The organism is Telluria sp. RT2P19, from assembly GCF_059685725.1.
The window spans coordinates 225,611-242,900 of sequence record NZ_JCASIL010000002.1 but is presented as its reverse complement, the minus strand read 5'-3'; the positions used below and the strand labels follow the sequence as shown (position 1 = coordinate 242,900).

At 58.3% G+C, this 17,290-nt stretch carries 15 protein-coding genes, 1 tRNA gene and 1 other annotated feature; of the genes, 4 read left to right on the top strand and 12 right to left on the bottom strand.

Going from position 1 to position 17,290, the window contains the following annotated elements; genetic code table 11:
- Positions 1 to 79 precede the first annotated feature (79 nt).
- Entirely contained in the window at positions 80 to 1,075 is a 996-nt protein-coding gene (locus tag AC56KW_RS03250) for a response regulator (RefSeq protein WP_497169290.1), read from the bottom strand.
- On the bottom strand, positions 1,072 to 4,419 hold the full coding sequence (locus AC56KW_RS03245; RefSeq protein WP_497169289.1) for an MHYT domain-containing protein: 3,348 nt from the start codon (positions 4,417 to 4,419) through the stop codon (positions 1,072 to 1,074). The genes AC56KW_RS03250 and AC56KW_RS03245 overlap by 4 nt, the downstream gene beginning before the upstream one ends.
- A 624-nt stretch (positions 4,420 to 5,043) precedes the next feature.
- Between AC56KW_RS03245 and AC56KW_RS03240 the strand changes: the two genes are divergently transcribed.
- Together AC56KW_RS03240 and AC56KW_RS03235 are read left to right on the top strand one after the other, a co-directional pair.
- Positions 5,044 to 5,754 carry a hypothetical protein gene (locus AC56KW_RS03240; RefSeq protein WP_497169288.1) on the top strand — a complete coding sequence of 237 codons (711 nt, stop codon included), beginning with the start codon at positions 5,044 to 5,046 and terminating at the stop codon, positions 5,752 to 5,754.
- Positions 5,754 to 6,581: a hypothetical protein gene (locus AC56KW_RS03235; protein ID WP_497169287.1), complete on the top strand. Its 828-nt coding sequence runs from the start codon at positions 5,754 to 5,756 to the stop codon at positions 6,579 to 6,581. The genes AC56KW_RS03240 and AC56KW_RS03235 overlap by 1 nt, the downstream gene beginning before the upstream one ends.
- A 116-nt stretch (positions 6,582 to 6,697) precedes the next feature.
- Here AC56KW_RS03235 and AC56KW_RS03230 read toward each other — a convergent pair whose 3' ends face one another.
- Together AC56KW_RS03230 and AC56KW_RS03225 are read right to left on the bottom strand one after the other, a co-directional pair.
- On the bottom strand, positions 6,698 to 7,570 hold the full coding sequence (locus AC56KW_RS03230; protein ID WP_497169286.1) for a tetratricopeptide repeat protein: 873 nt from the start codon (positions 7,568 to 7,570) through the stop codon (positions 6,698 to 6,700).
- Positions 7,571 to 7,892: 322 nt separating this feature from the next.
- Positions 7,893 to 8,351 carry a hypothetical protein gene (locus tag AC56KW_RS03225; protein WP_497169285.1) on the bottom strand — a complete coding sequence of 153 codons (459 nt, stop codon included), beginning with the start codon at positions 8,349 to 8,351 and terminating at the stop codon, positions 7,893 to 7,895.
- A 134-nt stretch (positions 8,352 to 8,485) separates the two neighbouring features.
- Here AC56KW_RS03225 and AC56KW_RS03220 point away from each other — a divergent pair, with 134 nt between their 5' ends.
- Positions 8,486 to 9,067, top strand: a complete 582-nt coding sequence (locus AC56KW_RS03220; RefSeq protein ID WP_497169284.1) for a recombinase family protein — start codon at positions 8,486 to 8,488, stop codon at positions 9,065 to 9,067.
- A 355-nt stretch (positions 9,068 to 9,422) separates the two neighbouring features.
- Here AC56KW_RS03220 and AC56KW_RS03215 read toward each other — a convergent pair whose 3' ends face one another.
- The 3 genes from AC56KW_RS03215 to AC56KW_RS03205 are packed head-to-tail and all read right to left on the bottom strand — an operon-like array spanning position 9,423 to position 10,792.
- Positions 9,423 to 9,713, bottom strand: a complete 291-nt coding sequence (locus AC56KW_RS03215; RefSeq protein ID WP_497169283.1) for a hypothetical protein — start codon at positions 9,711 to 9,713, stop codon at positions 9,423 to 9,425.
- 2 nt (positions 9,714 to 9,715) lie between these two features.
- Positions 9,716 to 10,435: a hypothetical protein gene (locus tag AC56KW_RS03210; RefSeq protein WP_497169282.1), complete on the bottom strand. Its 720-nt coding sequence runs from the start codon at positions 10,433 to 10,435 to the stop codon at positions 9,716 to 9,718.
- A 60-nt stretch (positions 10,436 to 10,495) separates the two neighbouring features.
- Complete coding sequence (locus AC56KW_RS03205) at positions 10,496 to 10,792, bottom strand: hypothetical protein (protein ID WP_497169281.1); 297 nt, start codon at positions 10,790 to 10,792, stop codon at positions 10,496 to 10,498.
- Between the two features lie 1,000 nt (positions 10,793 to 11,792).
- Between AC56KW_RS03205 and AC56KW_RS03200 the strand changes: the two genes are divergently transcribed.
- On the top strand, positions 11,793 to 12,437 hold the full coding sequence (locus tag AC56KW_RS03200) for an integrase domain-containing protein (RefSeq protein WP_497169280.1): 645 nt from the start codon (positions 11,793 to 11,795) through the stop codon (positions 12,435 to 12,437).
- 36 nt (positions 12,438 to 12,473) lie between these two features.
- On the opposite strand, the gene AC56KW_RS03195 is transcribed toward AC56KW_RS03200, so the two are convergent.
- From AC56KW_RS03195 to AC56KW_RS03175, 5 genes are all read right to left on the bottom strand, one after another.
- Positions 12,474 to 13,696 (bottom strand): IS3 family transposase gene (locus tag AC56KW_RS03195; protein WP_497169279.1). Its coding sequence is split into 2 segments (ribosomal slippage): positions 12,474 to 13,408 and positions 13,408 to 13,696, totalling 1,224 coding nucleotides; the frame shifts between segments, so codons are not numbered across the junction.
- Positions 13,302 to 13,418: a sequence feature (AL1L pseudoknot), on the bottom strand. (Overlaps the previous gene by 117 nt.)
- A 28-nt stretch (positions 13,697 to 13,724) precedes the next feature.
- The gene (locus AC56KW_RS03190; RefSeq protein WP_497169278.1) at positions 13,725 to 14,360 is read right to left on the bottom strand and encodes a tyrosine-type recombinase/integrase; all 636 of its coding nucleotides are present in this window, start codon (positions 14,358 to 14,360) and stop codon (positions 13,725 to 13,727) included.
- A gap of 162 nt (positions 14,361 to 14,522) precedes the next feature.
- Positions 14,523 to 14,607, bottom strand: a tRNA-Leu gene (locus tag AC56KW_RS03185).
- 139 nt (positions 14,608 to 14,746) lie between these two features.
- The gene (locus AC56KW_RS03180) at positions 14,747 to 15,214 is read right to left on the bottom strand and encodes a hypothetical protein (RefSeq protein WP_497169277.1); all 468 of its coding nucleotides are present in this window, start codon (positions 15,212 to 15,214) and stop codon (positions 14,747 to 14,749) included.
- A 266-nt stretch (positions 15,215 to 15,480) separates the two neighbouring features.
- Positions 15,481 to 17,202 carry an ArnT family glycosyltransferase gene (locus tag AC56KW_RS03175; RefSeq protein ID WP_497169276.1) on the bottom strand — a complete coding sequence of 574 codons (1,722 nt, stop codon included), beginning with the start codon at positions 17,200 to 17,202 and terminating at the stop codon, positions 15,481 to 15,483.
- Positions 17,203 to 17,290: the final 88 nt, after the last annotated feature.

The window sequence follows — 17,290 nt, the reverse complement described above, 5'->3', positions numbered from 1 at the left end:
AAGCTCACCGCGGCGCATGCACGCCTCGCGTTCCCGCCTGCGCGGGAACGACGGTCTGAGCGCTAACCGAAATGACCGTTCACGCTTTCTCGGCCCACCTCAACCTGATCTCGCGAATCGCCGGCATCTGGTCGGCGAACAGGTCCACCAGCTGCGGATCGAAATGGCGGCCCTTCTGCTCGCGCAGGAAATTGACCGCCTCTTCCTCGGTCCAGGCCTTCTTGTACGGCCGCACCGAGGTCAGGGCGTCGAACACGTCGGCGATCGCCACGATCCTGCCCACCAGCGGGATATCCTCTCCCGCCAGGGCGTTCGGATAGCCGCTGCCGTCGTATTTCTCGTGGTGGGTCAGCGCGATCTGGCGCGCCAGCGCCAGCATGCCGCCTTCGTGCTCGCCGATGATCTCGGCGCCGATCGTCACGTGGCCCTGCATGATCTTCCATTCGTCGGGGTCGAGCGGTCCCGGTTTCTGCAGGATGCGGTCGGGTATCCCGATCTTGCCGACGTCGTGCATCGGCGCCGCGTGCAGCAGGTCGTCGGCCTCGGGTTCGGTCATGCCGGCGGCGATGCCGAGGATGCGCGAGAAGTGGCTCATGCGGATCACGTGCAGGCCGGTCTCGTTGTCCTTGTACTCGGCCGCCAGGCCCAGGCGCTGCACGATCTCGAGGCGGCTCGCGCGCAGCTCTTCCATGCGCACCAGCGACAGGTGGGTGCGCACGCGCGCGCGCACCACCGGCGGGCTGACCGGCTTGGTGATGTAGTCGACCGCGCCGGCCTCGAAGCCTTCGACTTCGTCGGCGGTCTCGGTCAGGGCGGTAACGAAGATCACCGGCACCGAGGCGGTGCTCGGGTGCGCCTTCAGGGCGGCGCACACCTCGTAGCCGGACATTCCGGGCATCATCACGTCGAGCAGCACCAGGTCGGGCTGCTCCTGGCGCGCCAGTTCGAGCGCGCGCGCGCCGTCCTTGGCGAACAGCAGGCGGTAGTGGTCTTGCAGGATCTGGCGCAGCAACTGCAGATTGCTGGCTTCATCGTCGACCGCGAGGATCAATGGTCGGGTATTCGGTTGGCTCATGCTGGAAAATCTTCGAAAACGTCGTCAAGTGCCCCATCACCCAGCAGGCCGATCACGGCCTCCAGGTGCCCGAGGGCGAGGTCGAAGTCGAAGTCGGCGATCGCCGACTGGACCTGGGTGACACGGGTGGCAGCGGGATGCGCCGCCAGCGCCGCGGCCAGGCTGGCCATGGCGCCGTCGTTCAGGGCGCCGCGGCGCAGTGCCTCGAGCAGCACGCCGCCGGCGCGCCGTGCACGCCCCAGGTCGACCGCGCCGCCTTGCGCCACCGGCGCGGGCGCCGCCGCCACGGCGTTCAGCGCCTTCAGCGCCGCATCCAGCGCGTGGTTCGCCACCACCAGGGTATTGGCGACCTGGCGCGCGTCGGTCGGCACCGCATTGGTGGCCTGCTCCAGCGCGGCCAGGGCGTCCGCCAGCAGTTCGAGCCCGACGTTGGCGGCTGCGCCGCGCACCTTGTGCGCCAGCATGCGCAGCTGCTGGTGATCGCCGGCGGCGGCGTGCAGGCGCAGCGTCTGGCCCAGGTCGGCGTACTGGCGGCCGAAATGCTCGAGCGCCTCGGCATAGGCGTCTTCGCGGTTGCTCCAGCGGTGCAGGCCGGCGCGCCGGTTCAGCACCTCGCGCGGCGCACCGGGCATGCCGGCGCTGTCGGGCGCGCTGTTCGACAGGCCGAGCACGCGCGCGATCTCGTGCGACAGCGCAAACCAGTCGACCGGCTTGCTGGCGAAACCGTCCATGCCGGCGTCGACGCTGGCGCTGCGGTGTTCCTGCAGCACGCTGGCCGTCATTGCGATCACCGGCAGGCGTGGACGCCCGCTTGCCTGTTCCTGGGACCTGATGGCGCGGGTGGCGGCCAGGCCGTCCATGGTCGGCATCTGGAAGTCCATCAGCACGATGTCGAACGCGCCGCTGGCGGCCAGTTCGACCACGGCCGCGCCGTCGCGCACCGCGGTCATGGTGTGGCCGCGGCGGGTCATCAGTAGCTGCATCAGCTCCAGGTTCTGCGGCACGTCGTCGGCCACCAGCACGCGCAGCGGCGGCAGCACGGCGGCGCTGCGCACGCGCGGCGCCTGGTTGGCGAAGCGCGCCAGCACCAGCGGCGCCCGCACATGGAAGGTGGTGCCCTGTCCCAGCGTGCTCTCGGCCCAGATCCGTCCGCCCATCAGCTCGACCAGCTGCTTGCTGATCGTGGTGCCCAGGCCCGTGCCGCCGAAGCGGCGCGTCATCGAGGCGTCGGCCTGGGTGAATGGATCGAAGATGGCGAGCAGGCGCTCGGGCGCGATGCCGATGCCGGTATCGCTGACCGCGATGCACAGCTGGTCGCCCTCGGCGCCCACCTTGAGGGTGACACTGCCCTTGCTCGTGAACTTGATCGCATTGTCCAGCAGGTTGGTCAGCACCTGGCGCATGCGCAGCTCGTCGCCGCGCAGGCCGGTCGGCAGTGCCGGATCATACTGGATGTCCAGGTGCAGGCCCTTGGCGCGTGCGTTCGCGGCCAGGGTCGAGGACAGTTCGTCGATCAGGGACAACAGGTTGTAGTCGTCCTGTTCCAGCTCGACCGCGCCTTTTTCGAGCTTGGCGGTGTCGAGGATCTCGTTGAGCAGGCGCAGCAGGGCGCGGCCGGCGCTGCGGACCGTGTCCAGGTGGCGCCGCTGCTCCACGTTCAATTCGCCGTCCAGCAGCACGTCGGTGAAACCGAGGATCGAGTTCATCGGGGTGCGGATCTCGTGGCTCATGTTGGCCACGAAGGTCGCGCGCGCGGCCGCGGCCTGTTCGGCCGTTTCCTTGGCGGCGCGCAGCGCTTCTTCCATCTGGCGGCGCTCGGTGATGTCGAGGATGACGCCGTCCAGCCACTGCACCTCGCCGGCATCGTCGCGCACCGCGGTGCCGTTTTCCCACAGCCAGCGCACGCCGCCATCGGCGTGCAGCAGGCGGTATTCCACCAGGTAGGGGCGCCCTTCGCGCAGCGCGGCGCCGGTCTGCCTGGCCACCCGGATGCGGTCTTCGGCGTGGATCAGGGCGCCGAACACGCGGCGCGGCGGCTCGCCCAGGAAGTCGGCGGCCGGGTAGCCAGTGACGCGCTCGACCGCGTCGCTCATGAAGACCATCGGCCAGTCGCCACTGAGCTTGCTGCGGTAGGAGATACCGGGGATGTTGCCGATCAGGGAGCGGAACTGCTGCTCGCTGTCGCGCAGCGCCTGTTCCATGGCGCGCCGTTCGCTGATGTCGGTAACGAAGCAGACAAACAGGTCTTGCTGGCCCAGCTTGGCGTGGCCGAGCGCGCCGCGCACCGGCACCAGGCTGCCGTCCTTGCGCACGCCGAAGGTCTCCATGCTGGTATTGACGCCTTCCAGGCTGCCCTTGCCCAGCACGTGCAGCAGGCCGCGCCCGGCGCCGCGGTCCCGTTCATTGAGCAGCAGGCCGATGTTGCGGCCCACGATCTCGGCGCGGCGCCAGCCGAAAATGCGCTCGGCCGAGGCGTTGAACTCGGTGATGGTGCCGTCGCGTCCGACCGTGATCACGCCATCGACGGTGGTGGTGAGCAGGGCGCGCATCCAGGCTTCGCTGCGCGACAGCTCGAGGTACATGTCGCGGTAGCGCAGCAGGCCATTGGCGGCTACCACGCCCAGCGACAGCGCCACCGTGATGAGCGTGATCGACAGCGCCAGGAAGTCGCTGTTCGAACCGGACAGGCCTTGCGGGTCGACTTCGCCGGCGAAGCGGGCAGCCGCCATGCCGGTATAGTGCATGCCGGCGATGGCGCAGCCCATCACCACCGCCGCGACCAGCAGGCGGCGCGACTCGGTCATCGACTTCCAGCGCGACAGGCCGTGGCGCACGCCCAGGGCCAGCGTGGCCAGCACCACCGCCACCACGATCGACAGCGCGAACATGGCCGGGTCGTAATAGAGGTCGAGGCGCATGCGCATGCCGGCCATGCCGGCGTAGTGCATGGCGCCGATCCCTGCGCCGACCAGCACCCCGCCCACCAGCAGGTGGGACAGGCGCAGCTGCGGGCGGGAGATCAGGTTCAGCGCGACCCACGACGCGCCGATGCTGGGCAGGGCCGACAGCAGCGTGATCCCGTGGTCGTAGTGCACCGGCGTACACAGGTTGAAGGCGAGCATGCCGATGAAGTGCATCGACCACACGCCGGCGCCCAGCGCCAGGCTGCCGGCGCCGAGCACGATGGCGCGGTGCGCCGCACTGCTGCTGGCGCGGCCCGTGATCTGCAGACCCATCCACGAGGAAAAAATCGCCACCAGCAGCGACAGCACGACCAGGCGCGGCTCATACACGCCATAGGCCAGCATGGTGGGGTCGGTGGGGGCGTTGAATAGTTGAAGCATGAAATCGGTTGGCAGGCTGAGGTAGACCAATGAGACTTGACTGCGAGTATCGCATCTTCCCAATTGGAAATACAGGCGATTGCTGGATCTGCCGATTTTAAGCGATGTTTTGTAGCGCCTGAGCGACCATTCCGTTCCATCGGACGCCGGTCAGGTGCGCCTGGCGCGGCGCGCCAAGGCAATATGCAGGTGAGGAATTTACCTGAGCCGTCATGGCAGGAAGATTTGATGGCGGCAGATAGCAAAAAGCCCGCAGTTCCTGATGGATGCGGGCTTCAAGCAGGTACGACAATCGCTGCAGTGGTGCCTCCGGCCGGAATCACATTCGTCTATGAAAATTCACGAAATCGATGGATTGATACCATCAAAAATACCAACAAAATGTGCTGCACAGTAGGCAGGCGCTGCTAAGATTCGGTTAAAATCAATGTCAGTCTACTAATTCGTTAAATAAAAGCAACATTAGCCATAGTGATGACCGGTTCTCTTGTGCTGGCAACATTTGGTGACTTTTGTCGAGTAGCAACGAGCATATACTCGGGCGTCCTCTGCCATACCTGAAAAAACGCTTTCATGTAGAAGGTGCAGCTACAAAGCGTTGTCTATAACTACAACACCTGCCTTATGTCTCAGACCAGCTTCCTCACGGTTGTTTGTGACCGAACCAAGCCACCTCCCCAAACTGCTGACGCCGACTGCATTGCCATCGAGAGTTCAACGGAAAAGCGCTACCTCTGCAAGAGCGTAAAGCGGCATCCAATGTTGCCAGCTACTGAATGGATCTGCGCGTCGCTTGCCAGAGCTGTTGGGATACCTGTGGCTGACTGGGTAGTTGTCGAGGTTCAAGGACAGTCTGAACGGATGTTTGGCTCGGTATGGGAAGGTGGGGGGCAGAAGGACGTTTTTACTGCACTTCCTCAGGTAACTAATGGTGGCATATTTTCAGACACTTTTGCGTTCGATCTCACAGTACATAACGTCGATCGTCACCTCGCTAACTACCTCTACCTTGACCTTGCCGGAGACATCGTTGCGAAACTCATCGACGCCAGTCGAGCCTTTATATATCATTCAATACCTATCCCTTTACTCCCAATGGATCCTGGCAGCAAGACACTGATCTGTAAGCCATACTGGGAGCAGTTTCATCCGTACGAGAAGTCAAGAGGACTGACGATAGCGCAACGCATCCGCACGTTACCTCAAGACTGGATGAGTGATACCTGTGCGAGTATGCCGACAGAGTGGCTGGCCCCTCCAGATGTAGATTTGCTTGACACCTGGTGGAGAACTGAACGTTCAAATAGGATCGCGGCCGTCGAGCAGGAGTTATAATGAATATTGCAAAATATAGTCTAGTAAAAATTACGCCAAATCCAGAGCGGATAGACTGTCTTGTTGTTGGCGTCGTTGCTTTCAGTGATCTTGGATGGGATGTGTCCTTCAGTGACGACACTGGAAAAATAACTGCGATCAATCCTAATTACCCTGTTGACTCACTTCCTGAAGTAGGAATGAGAGTTAAACAAATTGCGTCGACTTGCACAAATCTTACTCAACTTGGAGTAATGATGAAGTTGATGGGGAGTTTTTTTCATCTCGATCCATTTGAAGGCGTTTTTGCATTTTCGGATCGTGAAGAATATTTGGAGCAGATGAATCGTATAATGAGTGAGTCTGTAAATCCTCCTAAAAAAATTGTGCAAGGTATCAAGAGGGAGCGCTCAAAACTGCGCGCCAGTCTAAAGAAGCAGTTCTCTTCGTTAGGGATTCTTGCAAGTGATCCCTCGGATATAAATGATCATAAAATTGTTCAGCGATACCCAATTGAGGCTAAGCAAGGACTATATGCCGATTTTGCTTTGAAGAACTCAGTGATGCATGTTACTGAAACTGTTGATTTTACTATGTCTCAACAGGCATATACTGCTAAGAAGTACGAGGCGCAAGCTAAATGTTTAGTTCTTAAAGCGGCGTCGGAAATTTGTGGGGCTAGTACTAAAAAATACGTCATCGTTGCTGGTGGTGGGAGAAATTCCGAATCTGCCCTCAACTTACTGAAGGCAAATGCTGAGGTATATCAGTTCGAAGACCCGAGAAGAATGTCGGAATACTTGGAAAAAATTCAAACTGCTGCTTTAGGAAGGTCGCCGCTTCATTGACTTGATAATGAAAGCCCGCTAAAGCGGGCTTTTTGTTTTTATGATTGCTTGAAGCGTCTAACTACAAGATGCCCTGTTTGCCACGCTGCAGATAGGGCACCCGAGGTTCCAAAACATCACCGATTTTTTTTGAGTAGTTGCCAAATAAGATATATTATTCCTCCGCCAATTAACAGTGGAATGGTAACTGCGCTAATTGCGATAAAGACACCCAAAAGTCCCGTTCCTACGATAAACCAAACATATAAAGCAATTGGGGCGATAATGACCTCAGTAGCCGTAACGCCATCAGGTTTGCCTTTTGTTTCAGATATATTTTCGCCCCAGCTTGCAAGTATCTCGGTGCATTGAGTAACCACGGTCCTGTTCTTGGATGATAGACCAATGTTATAGTAGCGCGTTGCTTTCTGAATTTCCTCTGGACTTGAGCATTCCCTGTCTACACAGTACATATTGCCTAACTTGAAGTAGCTATCTGACTGTTCATACCGTTTTGTTATTTCCCTCAACTCGTCCGGCGAGCAGTCACGCGCCATTCGATTTCGACGAAGAATGTCCGCCAACTTTTCCGGTGCGTCGCTGAACCATAGATCCGCTGCCTTCCGGTACCAAATGATCGCTTTATCTATATCCATAGGAACTAGATCAGTCGGTAGATGCGTTGCATAATTCGACTGACCGGTGCTATACATCCCTCCTAGAATATACATAGCTGACGCAGATCCTAATTCAGCTTCCGAGTGCACGTATGCGAGCGCTTTCGCTTTATCTAAAGGAAGTAGTTCGCCGACGCAGTGCCGACGAGAAAGTTCCCGATGAGCTTCACATACACCGACTTCCGCACAACGTCTTAATAATTCATTCGATGTTTCCAGATCTTGGCTGTAGAGATGTTTGTCATTAGCGCATGCAACAAAACGAATGAGGTCCTTATCACCCGCTAAGATTGACTTCTCTAAATCTTGTAATATATTTAGATATTTTCTCATTCGCAATTTAATCTTTAAATCATGGTTTGCCGGCTGGCACCCAGACTGTTAGCGTAGCGATGAATAGCAAGCCTGCAGTCTAGCTGATGAAGTTGATTTGCCGCTTGGACACACGTGTTATGAACATGAGAGGCCGTGGTCAATAAAATCGATCAAATTCAGTTGGCGGGGGTAACGTGGTTCATCATTTCTAGAAGCTTAATTATCGCTTTTCATCAGTACGGTGCCAGAATGGCGTTGTCGTAACGCAGAATAGATAATTCGGTGAACGTTGCAAAGGCACAGTCGCGGTATTAGTCCTTCAGATATCGAAAGGCATTAGTTATCCCAGCAGGCGCATCACAGCTAGGACTGCTGTAGCAATTGACCACCCAAGCAAAATGTTCCACCGCTTGCGACTGGTCCGCTGTGTCTTAAAGCACGACGCCACCGCAATGTGAATCGCAGCAGGAGCCAGACTAGCACCGAGACCTTCTGCAACGTACCCCAAGAACGCTTGGGGATGCGAAGGAAGCACCAACAGGACCTGCATATTGAGATAGCCTACGCTGTGTTTGATCGCGTCCGCAACGGCAAGGGCTAGGGCAAAAAAAGCTAAAACAAGTGCCAGGTTGCGATTCGAGGGCAACGGTTTCGTCTCTGACAAAAGTTGTTGTTTAGTTGACATGTGCATTAGAACTGCTCCGATTTTTTTTTGATCATTACATCCTATCAATTTCTTCCTCACTGTCAATTCTATTAGTTCCTTAAACAACAGCTTTTCCAGGTGTTTAGAAACCACCGGTTTTGAACAGGCCTCATCAGCCGGCGCTACGCATGTTCATAAAATACCAATTTTACTTTTGAACGTGTTCACATGTAGAATGGACGTTATTGGACAGCGTTGGATGCTGTCGGCCAGCGGAGATTATTACTATGGCAATTTTTGGATACGGCAGGGTCAGCACGAAAGACCAAACGACGGAGAACCAGCGCCGCGAGATCGAGTCTGCCGGCTATGCCATCGTGTACTGGTATGCCGACGAAGGCATATCGGGCAAGGTTTCCGCCTCCCAGCGCCCGCAGTTCGCCACGATGCTCAGCCAGATACGCGATGGCGAGACGCTGGTGGTGACCAAGCTGGATCGCCTCGGCCGCGATGCCCAGGATGTTGGCGCCACGATCAAAGCGCTGGCCGCGCGCCGGATCGAGGTTGTCGTGCTACAGCTCGGTAAGCTGGACTTGACCAGCGCCGCCGGCAAGCTGATGCTGACCATGCTGGCCGCAGTCGCGGAAATGGAGCGTGACCTGCTGGTCGAACGCACGCAGTCAGGCCTGGCCAGGGCAAAGGCAGAGGGCAAGACCCTAGGCCGCCCGACCAGCACGACCGATGAGCAGCGCGCGGCGATGGCCAAGCAACACCAAGCCGGCGAATCGATCAGCGCCCTGGCCCGCGCATTCGGCATTTCCCGCGCCAGCGTCATGCGCGTCGTGAAGCCAGCCGCCAGTATCCAGTAAGGGGAACGACACGCGCCGTACTTACAAAATCCAGCCTCGCCCTGCCGATTTTGGGGGCGGATGGAATCTCAAGCTGTACGAAGACGACCAGGAAGCCGGCGGCGGCGCCTACCCGGTTCAGGCGGAAGACCCACACACCGGCATGGAATGGCCTCCCCGACACGGCGCGCGCACTGGCTCGTAATGGCTGCATCTGCCATGCCGGCCGCGGCGCGCCACGCTTATCTGCTGGCCTAAGCCTACAACGATGCCATGGGCAAAGGCGAATCTTGGTCCACCTGAAACTTTCAGTTACTCATAAGAAAGTGAGTACAGACACATCACAGCGGCTTCCTATGCAAAAGCCACCTATACTCTAGTCAGGAAACAATCCTTCGGGGTCAACCCCTCGCAAATAAACCATCTGCGCTGCAGAAATTTTTCCCGCATGGCGTTTGTCGATCAACTGGAAGCTGATGAGGTCACGCCGGCGTAGACCATCGGTATTCATGGCTTTCGTTGATGTGAGGCTGGCAATTGGACAACCGTTGAGATTTGATTCCTCTCTCAATGAGAACCCTTGCCGAGGCCTCGTTACATACTGAGTAATAATGATGCCCTCGCGAGGCAAGATCATTACAACTTGCAGTTCAATTTCAATCGGCACAGTTATCCGGTGAAAGGCAAAGCGCGAATGAACTCCGCAAGTCGTGTCGATTCCCGTAGCGTAAGATCTGCAGGTAATCGAAGCGTTACGCGCTGACCCGGGCGCAGTACATAGGAATGCTTAATTTCCTCATCGTCGTATTCCTCATCTTCGTCCTCTTCACTCTCGAATGGATCGGTGAATGATAGAGAGTCCGCAAACTGGGCAAGACGGTTAGCTTCGGTCTGGTTCAGGCTTGCCGGCAAATATAGGGAGATTCTTAGGTCGAGACGAAGTACAAACGAATGACGTATTGCGCGCGCTTCCGATTCGTCATCTTCATCATCATCGTCTTCCTCCTCGTCTTCTTCGTCTTCGTCTTCTTCGTCTTCTTCCTCCTCCTCGTCTTCCTCGTCTTCCTCGTCTTCTTCCTCCTGCTCGGCTTGCTCCCCAATCGCATCACCCGCATGGTAAGCGACTAGTGTTGTCTTGACTGCCCAGTCAAAACGCGACGAATAACCTTTTGAACCTCTTACGAAAATTCCACATCCTGCTTCCTGCAAGAGGCGAAACGCGGCAATTAACTCCCTATACGTAACGACAACGCCTCTCTTTTTAAGAAGGAAATGAATCCTTTTGGCGAAGCTTATCTTCGAGTTGTTCGCTCTTTCAGCTAACATATCCAGAATTGCACGGATGGTTGAGTTGCTTTCGTATAGGTCAGCCAGTTTTGCTTTGTTCATAAAGTCTTCTTATCAGTTTTACAGTTATTGTTCGATTGGTTATTTGTCAAAACCACTTTTTTATTCGTCGTAGTCGTTCACGATCTGGGGCATTTCGCTGCCGAACAAGTAGATGCCTGCACCACCACCGCGCGCCCAGGGACTCTGAACAAATGCGAGCTTTCCAAGATGCTCTAGCTCATGAGTGTTAGTGATTTCATCCCAGCGTTCAGCAAGATCACGGTAGGTACGTGCAGCAAGTTTCTGAACCCCATACCAAAGATAGAGTTCGTTCCAGGCGATGAAGGCACATCCTTTGGTTACGATTTCTTCCAAACGGGAAGTCAACAACTCATCATGGCGTTTGTCTATCTTCATTTAGTTTCGTACTTTCTTTAAATTAATTTATTTAAACAATAAATACAGTGTAAACAAAAATTTTTGTTTCATCAATGTTTTTTGTTAGATTTCGGCAGTTTTTAACTCTTGACAAAATAGGTTATCAATAGTAAAGCGGCTCGCAGCTACCCGACTGATCTTTGCATCGCAAAAATCAGTCCAAGCCGGGAAAGTTGCTGGGACGACTGGAGCAGTTAGAAGAAAGGCAGGACTTTTACCAAGGCGATCACCGCCGTGCCAGATTTGACAACAGTTGTCATCAAGGAAAGCACGATGGTCGCAGTGGCGCTCTTGTCTTTGTTGATTTATAAAAATCCGGACATAAAAAAACCGCACGGGGCGGGCAACAAAAAAGCCGCTCGAAGGCGGCTTTGATTGGTACAGTTGCAGGTAGTTTAAGCATTCCCATATGGAAACTTTGCCTGTAAAATGATTCTGTCGCCCTGCGGCATATTTTTACCTGCAACCTACCTTTTTCGTTGGAAGCCCTTCAGCGAAAGAGCGTTATCTCCAAGATTTCTTACCGCTTAGCGGGATGGATCTGAACGGCCTCACAGCCACTCAACAACTCGGCCTCTGGCCGCCTATACACAATTCTGATGTAGCCACCATCGCCCGATCATGTGCTGACATGCTCGTTTGCGATCTGCTACGTCATTTTTTTAATGCGTCACTACCCAGTAGTGACGCGGTCTCGACCCGCCATCAAACCCTAGCAACCATGCGGCTCCTGCAAACCGAGCCCGAAGTGACGCGCATTTTCCATGCGTAAAAACCACCTCAAAACCAATCCAGAAAGGAGTCCCCTGCAAGGCCTGGCGCGGCCCATAGCGCACCTATTCAGCATGCTTCACCAGGCCGAACTACCCCCCGTCTGCATGACGGCTGGCCACTCCCATCTAAACGACGTATGACCACCGTGCATGCAGCTCGGTGTTGGCAGTACCAGGATTTTTTCCCAAATTCGTGAGACTTTTTGATGGTTAAGACTTACAAGCAAAGTGACTCCACAACTGCGAAATTCATGAAGGCGGCTTTGGCTGACAAGGGTGCCGCGACGCTAACGAAGACCAGGATGCAGACCACGTTCAAGGCGCTTGAGGCCTTCGGGAAGCAGCAGCGATGGGGTGCGGTGGATCCGGCCTCGTTGACGGCCAAGCAGCTGAAGGGCTTTGTCGCAGGACGCATCGAAAAAGGCATTAGCGCCCGATCGATTCAAAACGAGATGAGCCACGTTCGGCGCGCCCTGGAGGGAGGGGGACGCGCCGAGTTCGCCCAAGACGTGTGTTCGAACAAAGAACTCGGGGTGCCATCAGGTACCCGGATGGGGTCCGGTAAAGTGGTTGATCCCGAAGTGCTTCAACGTGCATTGGAGCGGGCGCCGGCGAACACCAAGGCTCTCATCGAATTGAGTCGTAGCTTGGGCCTGCGTGAGCGCGAGGCGATCATGTCAGCCAACTCATTGCGCGAGTGGGGAAAGGCCTTAGCTCAAGGACAGCCGATTATCGTCAGGGACGGAACCAAGGGAGGGCGAGCTAGGTCCGTTGTAGTGGCTCCACAGGGCCTTGAGAGGGCCATAGGGGCCGTCAAGGCAGCGCAGACGGTGCTGGAGCAGCAGAAGTGAATCGCCCCGGCTTTCGTGGAGGCCGGTTAGTGTGAGTCAGGCCGGGATGGCTTGACCGCTCAGTTGCTTGTAATAGTTTGCCTCAGCTTCCGCCGGCGGTATATAGCCGAGTGGTTCGAGCAAGCGGTGGTGGTTAAACCAGGACACCCATTCCAGGGTAGCCAGTTCAACGGCCTCACGCGTCTTCCAGGGAGCGCGGCGGTGGATCAACTCAGCCTTGTAGAGCCCGTTGATGGTCTCGGCCAGGGCGTTGTCGTAGCTGTCGCCCTTGCTGCCCACAGATGGCTCAATGCCGGCTGCTGCCAATCGCTCACTGTACTTGATCGACACGTATTGCGAGCCCCTATCGCTGTGATGGACCAATGCGTTTCGTTCCGGCTGGCGGGCGTACAGTGCTTGCTCCAGGGCGTCGAGCACGAAGTCGGTCCGCATCGAGCTGCTGACACGCCAGCCGACGATTCGGCGAGCAAAAACATCGATGACGAAAGCCACGTAGACGAAGCCCTGCCAAGTCGAGACGTAAGTGAAATCGCTGACCCACAGCTGGTTTGGCCGCTGCGCCTTGAACTGTCGGTTGACCCGATCAAGAGGGCATGGCGCCTTCGCATCGGCAACCGTGGTGCGCACGACTTTGCCGCGCATGACGCCTCGCAGGCCGGCCTTGCGCATCAGGCGCTCCACGGTACAGCGGGCTACGTCGGTCTCCTCACGGCGCAGCTGGCGCCACACTTTGTCAGCCCCGTAGACCTGCATGTTCGCTTGCCAGACCCGTTCGATGTCGACGCTCAGCACGTCGTCGCGCTGGACACGTGCGCATCGCAACGCCGGGTTACGCTGTTGCGCCGCGTAACGCCAGTAGCCCGACGGCGCGACCTGCATCACCTTGCAGATCGGCTCGACACCGTAGGCATGGCGGTGCTGGTCGATGAATGCCCTCACGGCTTGAAGTGGCGGCCGAGCTCCGCCTGGGCGAAAAACGCACTCGCCAGACGCAAGATCTCATTTGCCTTGCGCAGCTCGCGCACTTCTCGCTCCAGCGCCTTGATGCGCTCCTCTTCGGCAGTGGTCGTCCCTGGGCGCTGGCCGGTATCACGCTCTTGCTGGCGTACCCAGCGGCGCAGCGTTTCAGGTGTGCAGCCGATCTTGGCAGCGATCGACGTGATCGCTGCCCACTGCGATTCGTACTCGCTGGCTGCTTCGCTGACCATGCGCACAGCGCGCTCAATGACTTCGGGGGAATACTTGGGTTGCTTCTTCATGGCTCCATTTTCTCAAAGAATGGAGCCTCTACAAAACCCGGGGCGATTCATAGTGGTTCTTCGGTACGCTAGCCAGCGCGCCACGCAGGTCTGCCGTCACATCTCGATCTGCCATTCCGCTAGCGACGGCGAACCGGAACACCTGACCGCATAGCTGCTTGATCTTGTGCGCAGACTCCAAAGCACCACGTGCCTCAATCTTCTGAAGCATCGCCAGCACGTCACGAGGCCCTATCACCGAAATGGGCATAGCGCCGATGATTGGGAATACGTTTCGCTCTAGCCAGGACGTATTCTTCTCTAGTGTACTCGCGGAGCGGTTAGGCGCAACCTTGTCCAGATACGCGCGGGCCATGTTCTCAAAGCTATTGGACGCCGCTAGCACCTTCGCGGCTCGTCCGTCGCGTTTGGCCTGCATGGGATCGATACCGGAGCTGACGAGCTGACGCGCCTCGTCTCGCAACTGACGCGCACGGGCGAGGGTGACGGTGGGATAGACACCCAGAGCCAGCAGGCGCTGCTTGCCGTTGAATCGGTAGCTCATGCGCCAGTATTTGCCGGATTCTTTTACATGCAAATACAGCGCAAGAGTGTCGGAATACTTTACACCGGCGGGTTTGCCAGTATGCTTGAGCTGACGGACGAAGGTATCGGTTAAGGGCATGTTGGTACTTTGATGTTCGTTGCTTGGGAGTACCAACGAAAGTACCATCAAAATTTTGGGCTGTCATGCCTTTTGATGGCACAGCCTGATGCAACAAAAAACCCGCGTCCTCTATGAGAGCGCGGGTTTCGACATTCAGTAGTACATCATGCTACAAGGTAATGGTGCCTCCGGCCGGAATCGAACCGGCACGCCTCTCGGCGCTTGATTTTGAGTCAAGTGCGTCTACCAATTCCGCCACAGAGGCCCAATAGCAGGCGCGCATCTTAGCACATCGACTGCGCAACTGACCAGTGTAAGCGACAAATTTACACGCGTGGCATGGATGGCGCAGAAAGGGTCAAGCCGGGCGCGGTCGCAAACCGTCGCCTGCCGCGTCCGATCGCTCAGCGCGCAATCCGATGCTGCAACAAGCGCAAACTCCCCACCGGCCCGATAATTTCCAGCATATGCTCGCGCACCGCGACATTGATTGCGCCTTCTTGCGCGCTCAACCAGGGCCGCGGCCGGAAGTAACGGATGCTGGTGCTGTCGGCAGCGAAGCGCCGGTAGCCCAGCGCGCCGAGCGCTTCGTCGAGCGTGCTGATCATGTAGTGGGCATCGAAGCGTGTGCGCATCTCGAAGCGCCCCGGGCCGAGCATGCATACCGGCAGCAGTCCGCCCACAATCGCCGGCAACACGATATAGGGCAGCGGCGCCTCGGGGTCGATCAGGTGCAGCGCCACGATCAGCAGGGGCAGGCCGCCCAGCAGGGTCAGCGCCCAGGGCAGGGACTGGCGCCAGGTGTCGATGCGGCGCAGGAAGCCGGGTCGTTCCCGGACGCGAACGATCTCTGAAAACGTTACACTCTTCATGGTGATCTCTCCTCACAGCATCTTGTGCAACGATTCTTGTCAACGCCATCAATCCAACTGGCGTTCACGCATCAGCCCAGGTTTGATCCTCATCGACAAAATGATTGTGACGAGCAGGATTGGGCCGGTATTTGACTCAACGCAAACAGGCGTCCTCTGTGAACAGGTTCTCATATTGGCAAGGCATGCCGCGCACAGATGAATATCGTTGCTCGCAGGCTTCAAAAAAACAAGCCGCATACGGTGCGGCTTGTCGAAGCAGGTGCTTACTGGGTCCGGCGGAATAGCCTGAAGCGCTCGTCCCGGTCCGAGGCGCGCCGGCCTTCCCACAGTGGGATCGTGTCGCGCACGCCCCATTTGCGCAGCAGCGCACGGTCATTGCGGCTGCGCATACTGTCTTGCAACAGGACATAATCGCACTTGCCGCCGGCCAGGGTGACGAATGGCAGGCGGCCATAGAAAGCCAGCGAGGCGCGCTGGGCCGGGCCGACATTGGTGTCGATACAGTCGGTGTCGGCCGGCAGGCGCGCCGCGATCTGCTGGGCCACGCCGGCATAGCTCTTGCCATAGTTTAAGTCGGGCAGGAACAATGTCATCAACAGCACCCATAACAGGATCAGGCCGCCGGACGACAGCACCACGGCGCGCCACAGCACGGACGGCTGGCGCGACAGGCGCCAGTGCACCAGCATCACCCAGCCCACGCTGGCCGCGGCCGCAACCGTGAAGGTGACGATGCCGATTTCCGGCGTGAAGCCGGGCACCAGCTTGAGGGCGTTCTTGGCCAGTTGGGCCGGCCAGCCGGTCAGCTTGGCGATCCAGAACAGCCAGATGGTGGCGCCCAGCATGGTCAGCACCATCACCGAGAACCAGTCGATGGCGTTGATCGTGCCGCGTTTCATGGTCGGCAGGCCGAAGGCGGCCATCAGGGCCAGCGGCGGCAGCATCTTGAGGAAGTCACTGTTTTCCGGCACCGGGTCGCACAGCAGCTGCAGCACCAGGGCCAGGAAGAAGAACACCGGCAGCACGATGTGCAGCATCTGCTGCTGGCGGCGCCAGGCCCAGATCGCCCACAGGGCGAACGGCCAGGCCGGCCAGAAGAACCAGATGCCGATCCGGAAGAAGGCTTTCAGCGCGGTCCAGCCGGGCAGGCCGAACTGCTCGGCGTTCCACGCCAGCCAGTCGGCGACCGGCGACAGCCCATACGGCTGCACGGCAACGGCGGGAAGGATCCAGAGCAGGGTCAGCCCGAAGCCGACGCCGGCCGCGACGGCCAGGTCGCGCAGCGCCTGGCCTGCAGGCATGTCCAGGTAGCGGGTGCAGGCGAACAGGGCGACGATCAGCACCAGCGGCGGCAGGAAGCCCTGGGTCAGCGTCAGGGCGCCCAGGGCGACGCCGACCAGCACCGCGTTGCGGATGCTGGCGTGCTCGACGTAGCGCACGGCGCGGTACAGGAAATAGGCCAGCAGCGCGCCTTGCAGGGTCGCGGCCAGGGTCAGGTGGCTCTGCAGCAGCAGGCCCAGGCTGCCCAGGTAGATCAGGACGGCGGTGTCGCCCAGCGTGCGGCCATAGTCGTCGGGCTCGGGCTGGCCGCCGAAGGCCAGGCGCAGCGGCTGCGCCTCGGCGCGGCGGCCGAGGTGGAAGGCGGTGTACCACAGCGACATCGTGCCCAGCACGAAGATGCCGATGGTCGAGACGCGTGCGGCCAGCACGTCGCCCAGGATCCAGCCGAACAGCTTGATGCAGATGGCGCCCAGCCAGAACGCCAGCGGGCCTTCGTCGACGCTGGCCAGGCCGGCGATGTTCGGGTACAGCCAGTCGCCCGGGCCGCCGTGCGCCATGGTCCACATGATGCCGAAGCTGCCGGCGTCTTCCTTCCACAAGTCGCGGCCGATCACACCGGGCAGGATGTACAGCATGCCCAGCGCGAGCAGGGCCCAGCGGGGCAGCGCCAGGGTGGCGGCGGCGGGAAGACGGACTGGTTTCATCGGCAAATCTGATGGATAAAATAACTGCGTAGTATAGCTGCGAAAAAAAAAGAAGCCGCGGAAGCGGCTTCTTTCGCGAAGCCCGGAG

Bases quoted from the DNA above. Each gene is read 5' to 3' on its own strand.
- AC56KW_RS03250 (WP_497169290.1), bottom strand. From the start codon at position 1,075: ATGAGCCAACCGAATACCCGACCATTGATCCTCGCGGTCGACGATGAA.
- AC56KW_RS03245 (WP_497169289.1), bottom strand. From the start codon at position 4,419: ATGCTTCAACTATTCAACGCCCCCACCGACCCCACCATGCTGGCCTAT.
- AC56KW_RS03240 (WP_497169288.1), top strand. From the start codon at position 5,044: ATGTCTCAGACCAGCTTCCTCACGGTTGTTTGTGACCGAACCAAGCCA.
- AC56KW_RS03235 (WP_497169287.1), top strand. From the start codon at position 5,754: ATGAATATTGCAAAATATAGTCTAGTAAAAATTACGCCAAATCCAGAG.
- AC56KW_RS03230 (WP_497169286.1), bottom strand. From the start codon at position 7,570: ATGAGAAAATATCTAAATATATTACAAGATTTAGAGAAGTCAATCTTA.
- AC56KW_RS03220 (WP_497169284.1), top strand. From the start codon at position 8,486: ATGGCAATTTTTGGATACGGCAGGGTCAGCACGAAAGACCAAACGACG.
- AC56KW_RS03210 (WP_497169282.1), bottom strand. From the start codon at position 10,435: ATGAACAAAGCAAAACTGGCTGACCTATACGAAAGCAACTCAACCATC.
- AC56KW_RS03205 (WP_497169281.1), bottom strand. From the start codon at position 10,792: ATGAAGATAGACAAACGCCATGATGAGTTGTTGACTTCCCGTTTGGAA.
- AC56KW_RS03200 (WP_497169280.1), top strand. From the start codon at position 11,793: ATGGTTAAGACTTACAAGCAAAGTGACTCCACAACTGCGAAATTCATG.
- AC56KW_RS03190 (WP_497169278.1), bottom strand. From the start codon at position 14,360: ATGCCCTTAACCGATACCTTCGTCCGTCAGCTCAAGCATACTGGCAAA.
- AC56KW_RS03180 (WP_497169277.1), bottom strand. From the start codon at position 15,214: ATGAAGAGTGTAACGTTTTCAGAGATCGTTCGCGTCCGGGAACGACCC.
- AC56KW_RS03175 (WP_497169276.1), bottom strand. From the start codon at position 17,202: ATGAAACCAGTCCGTCTTCCCGCCGCCGCCACCCTGGCGCTGCCCCGC.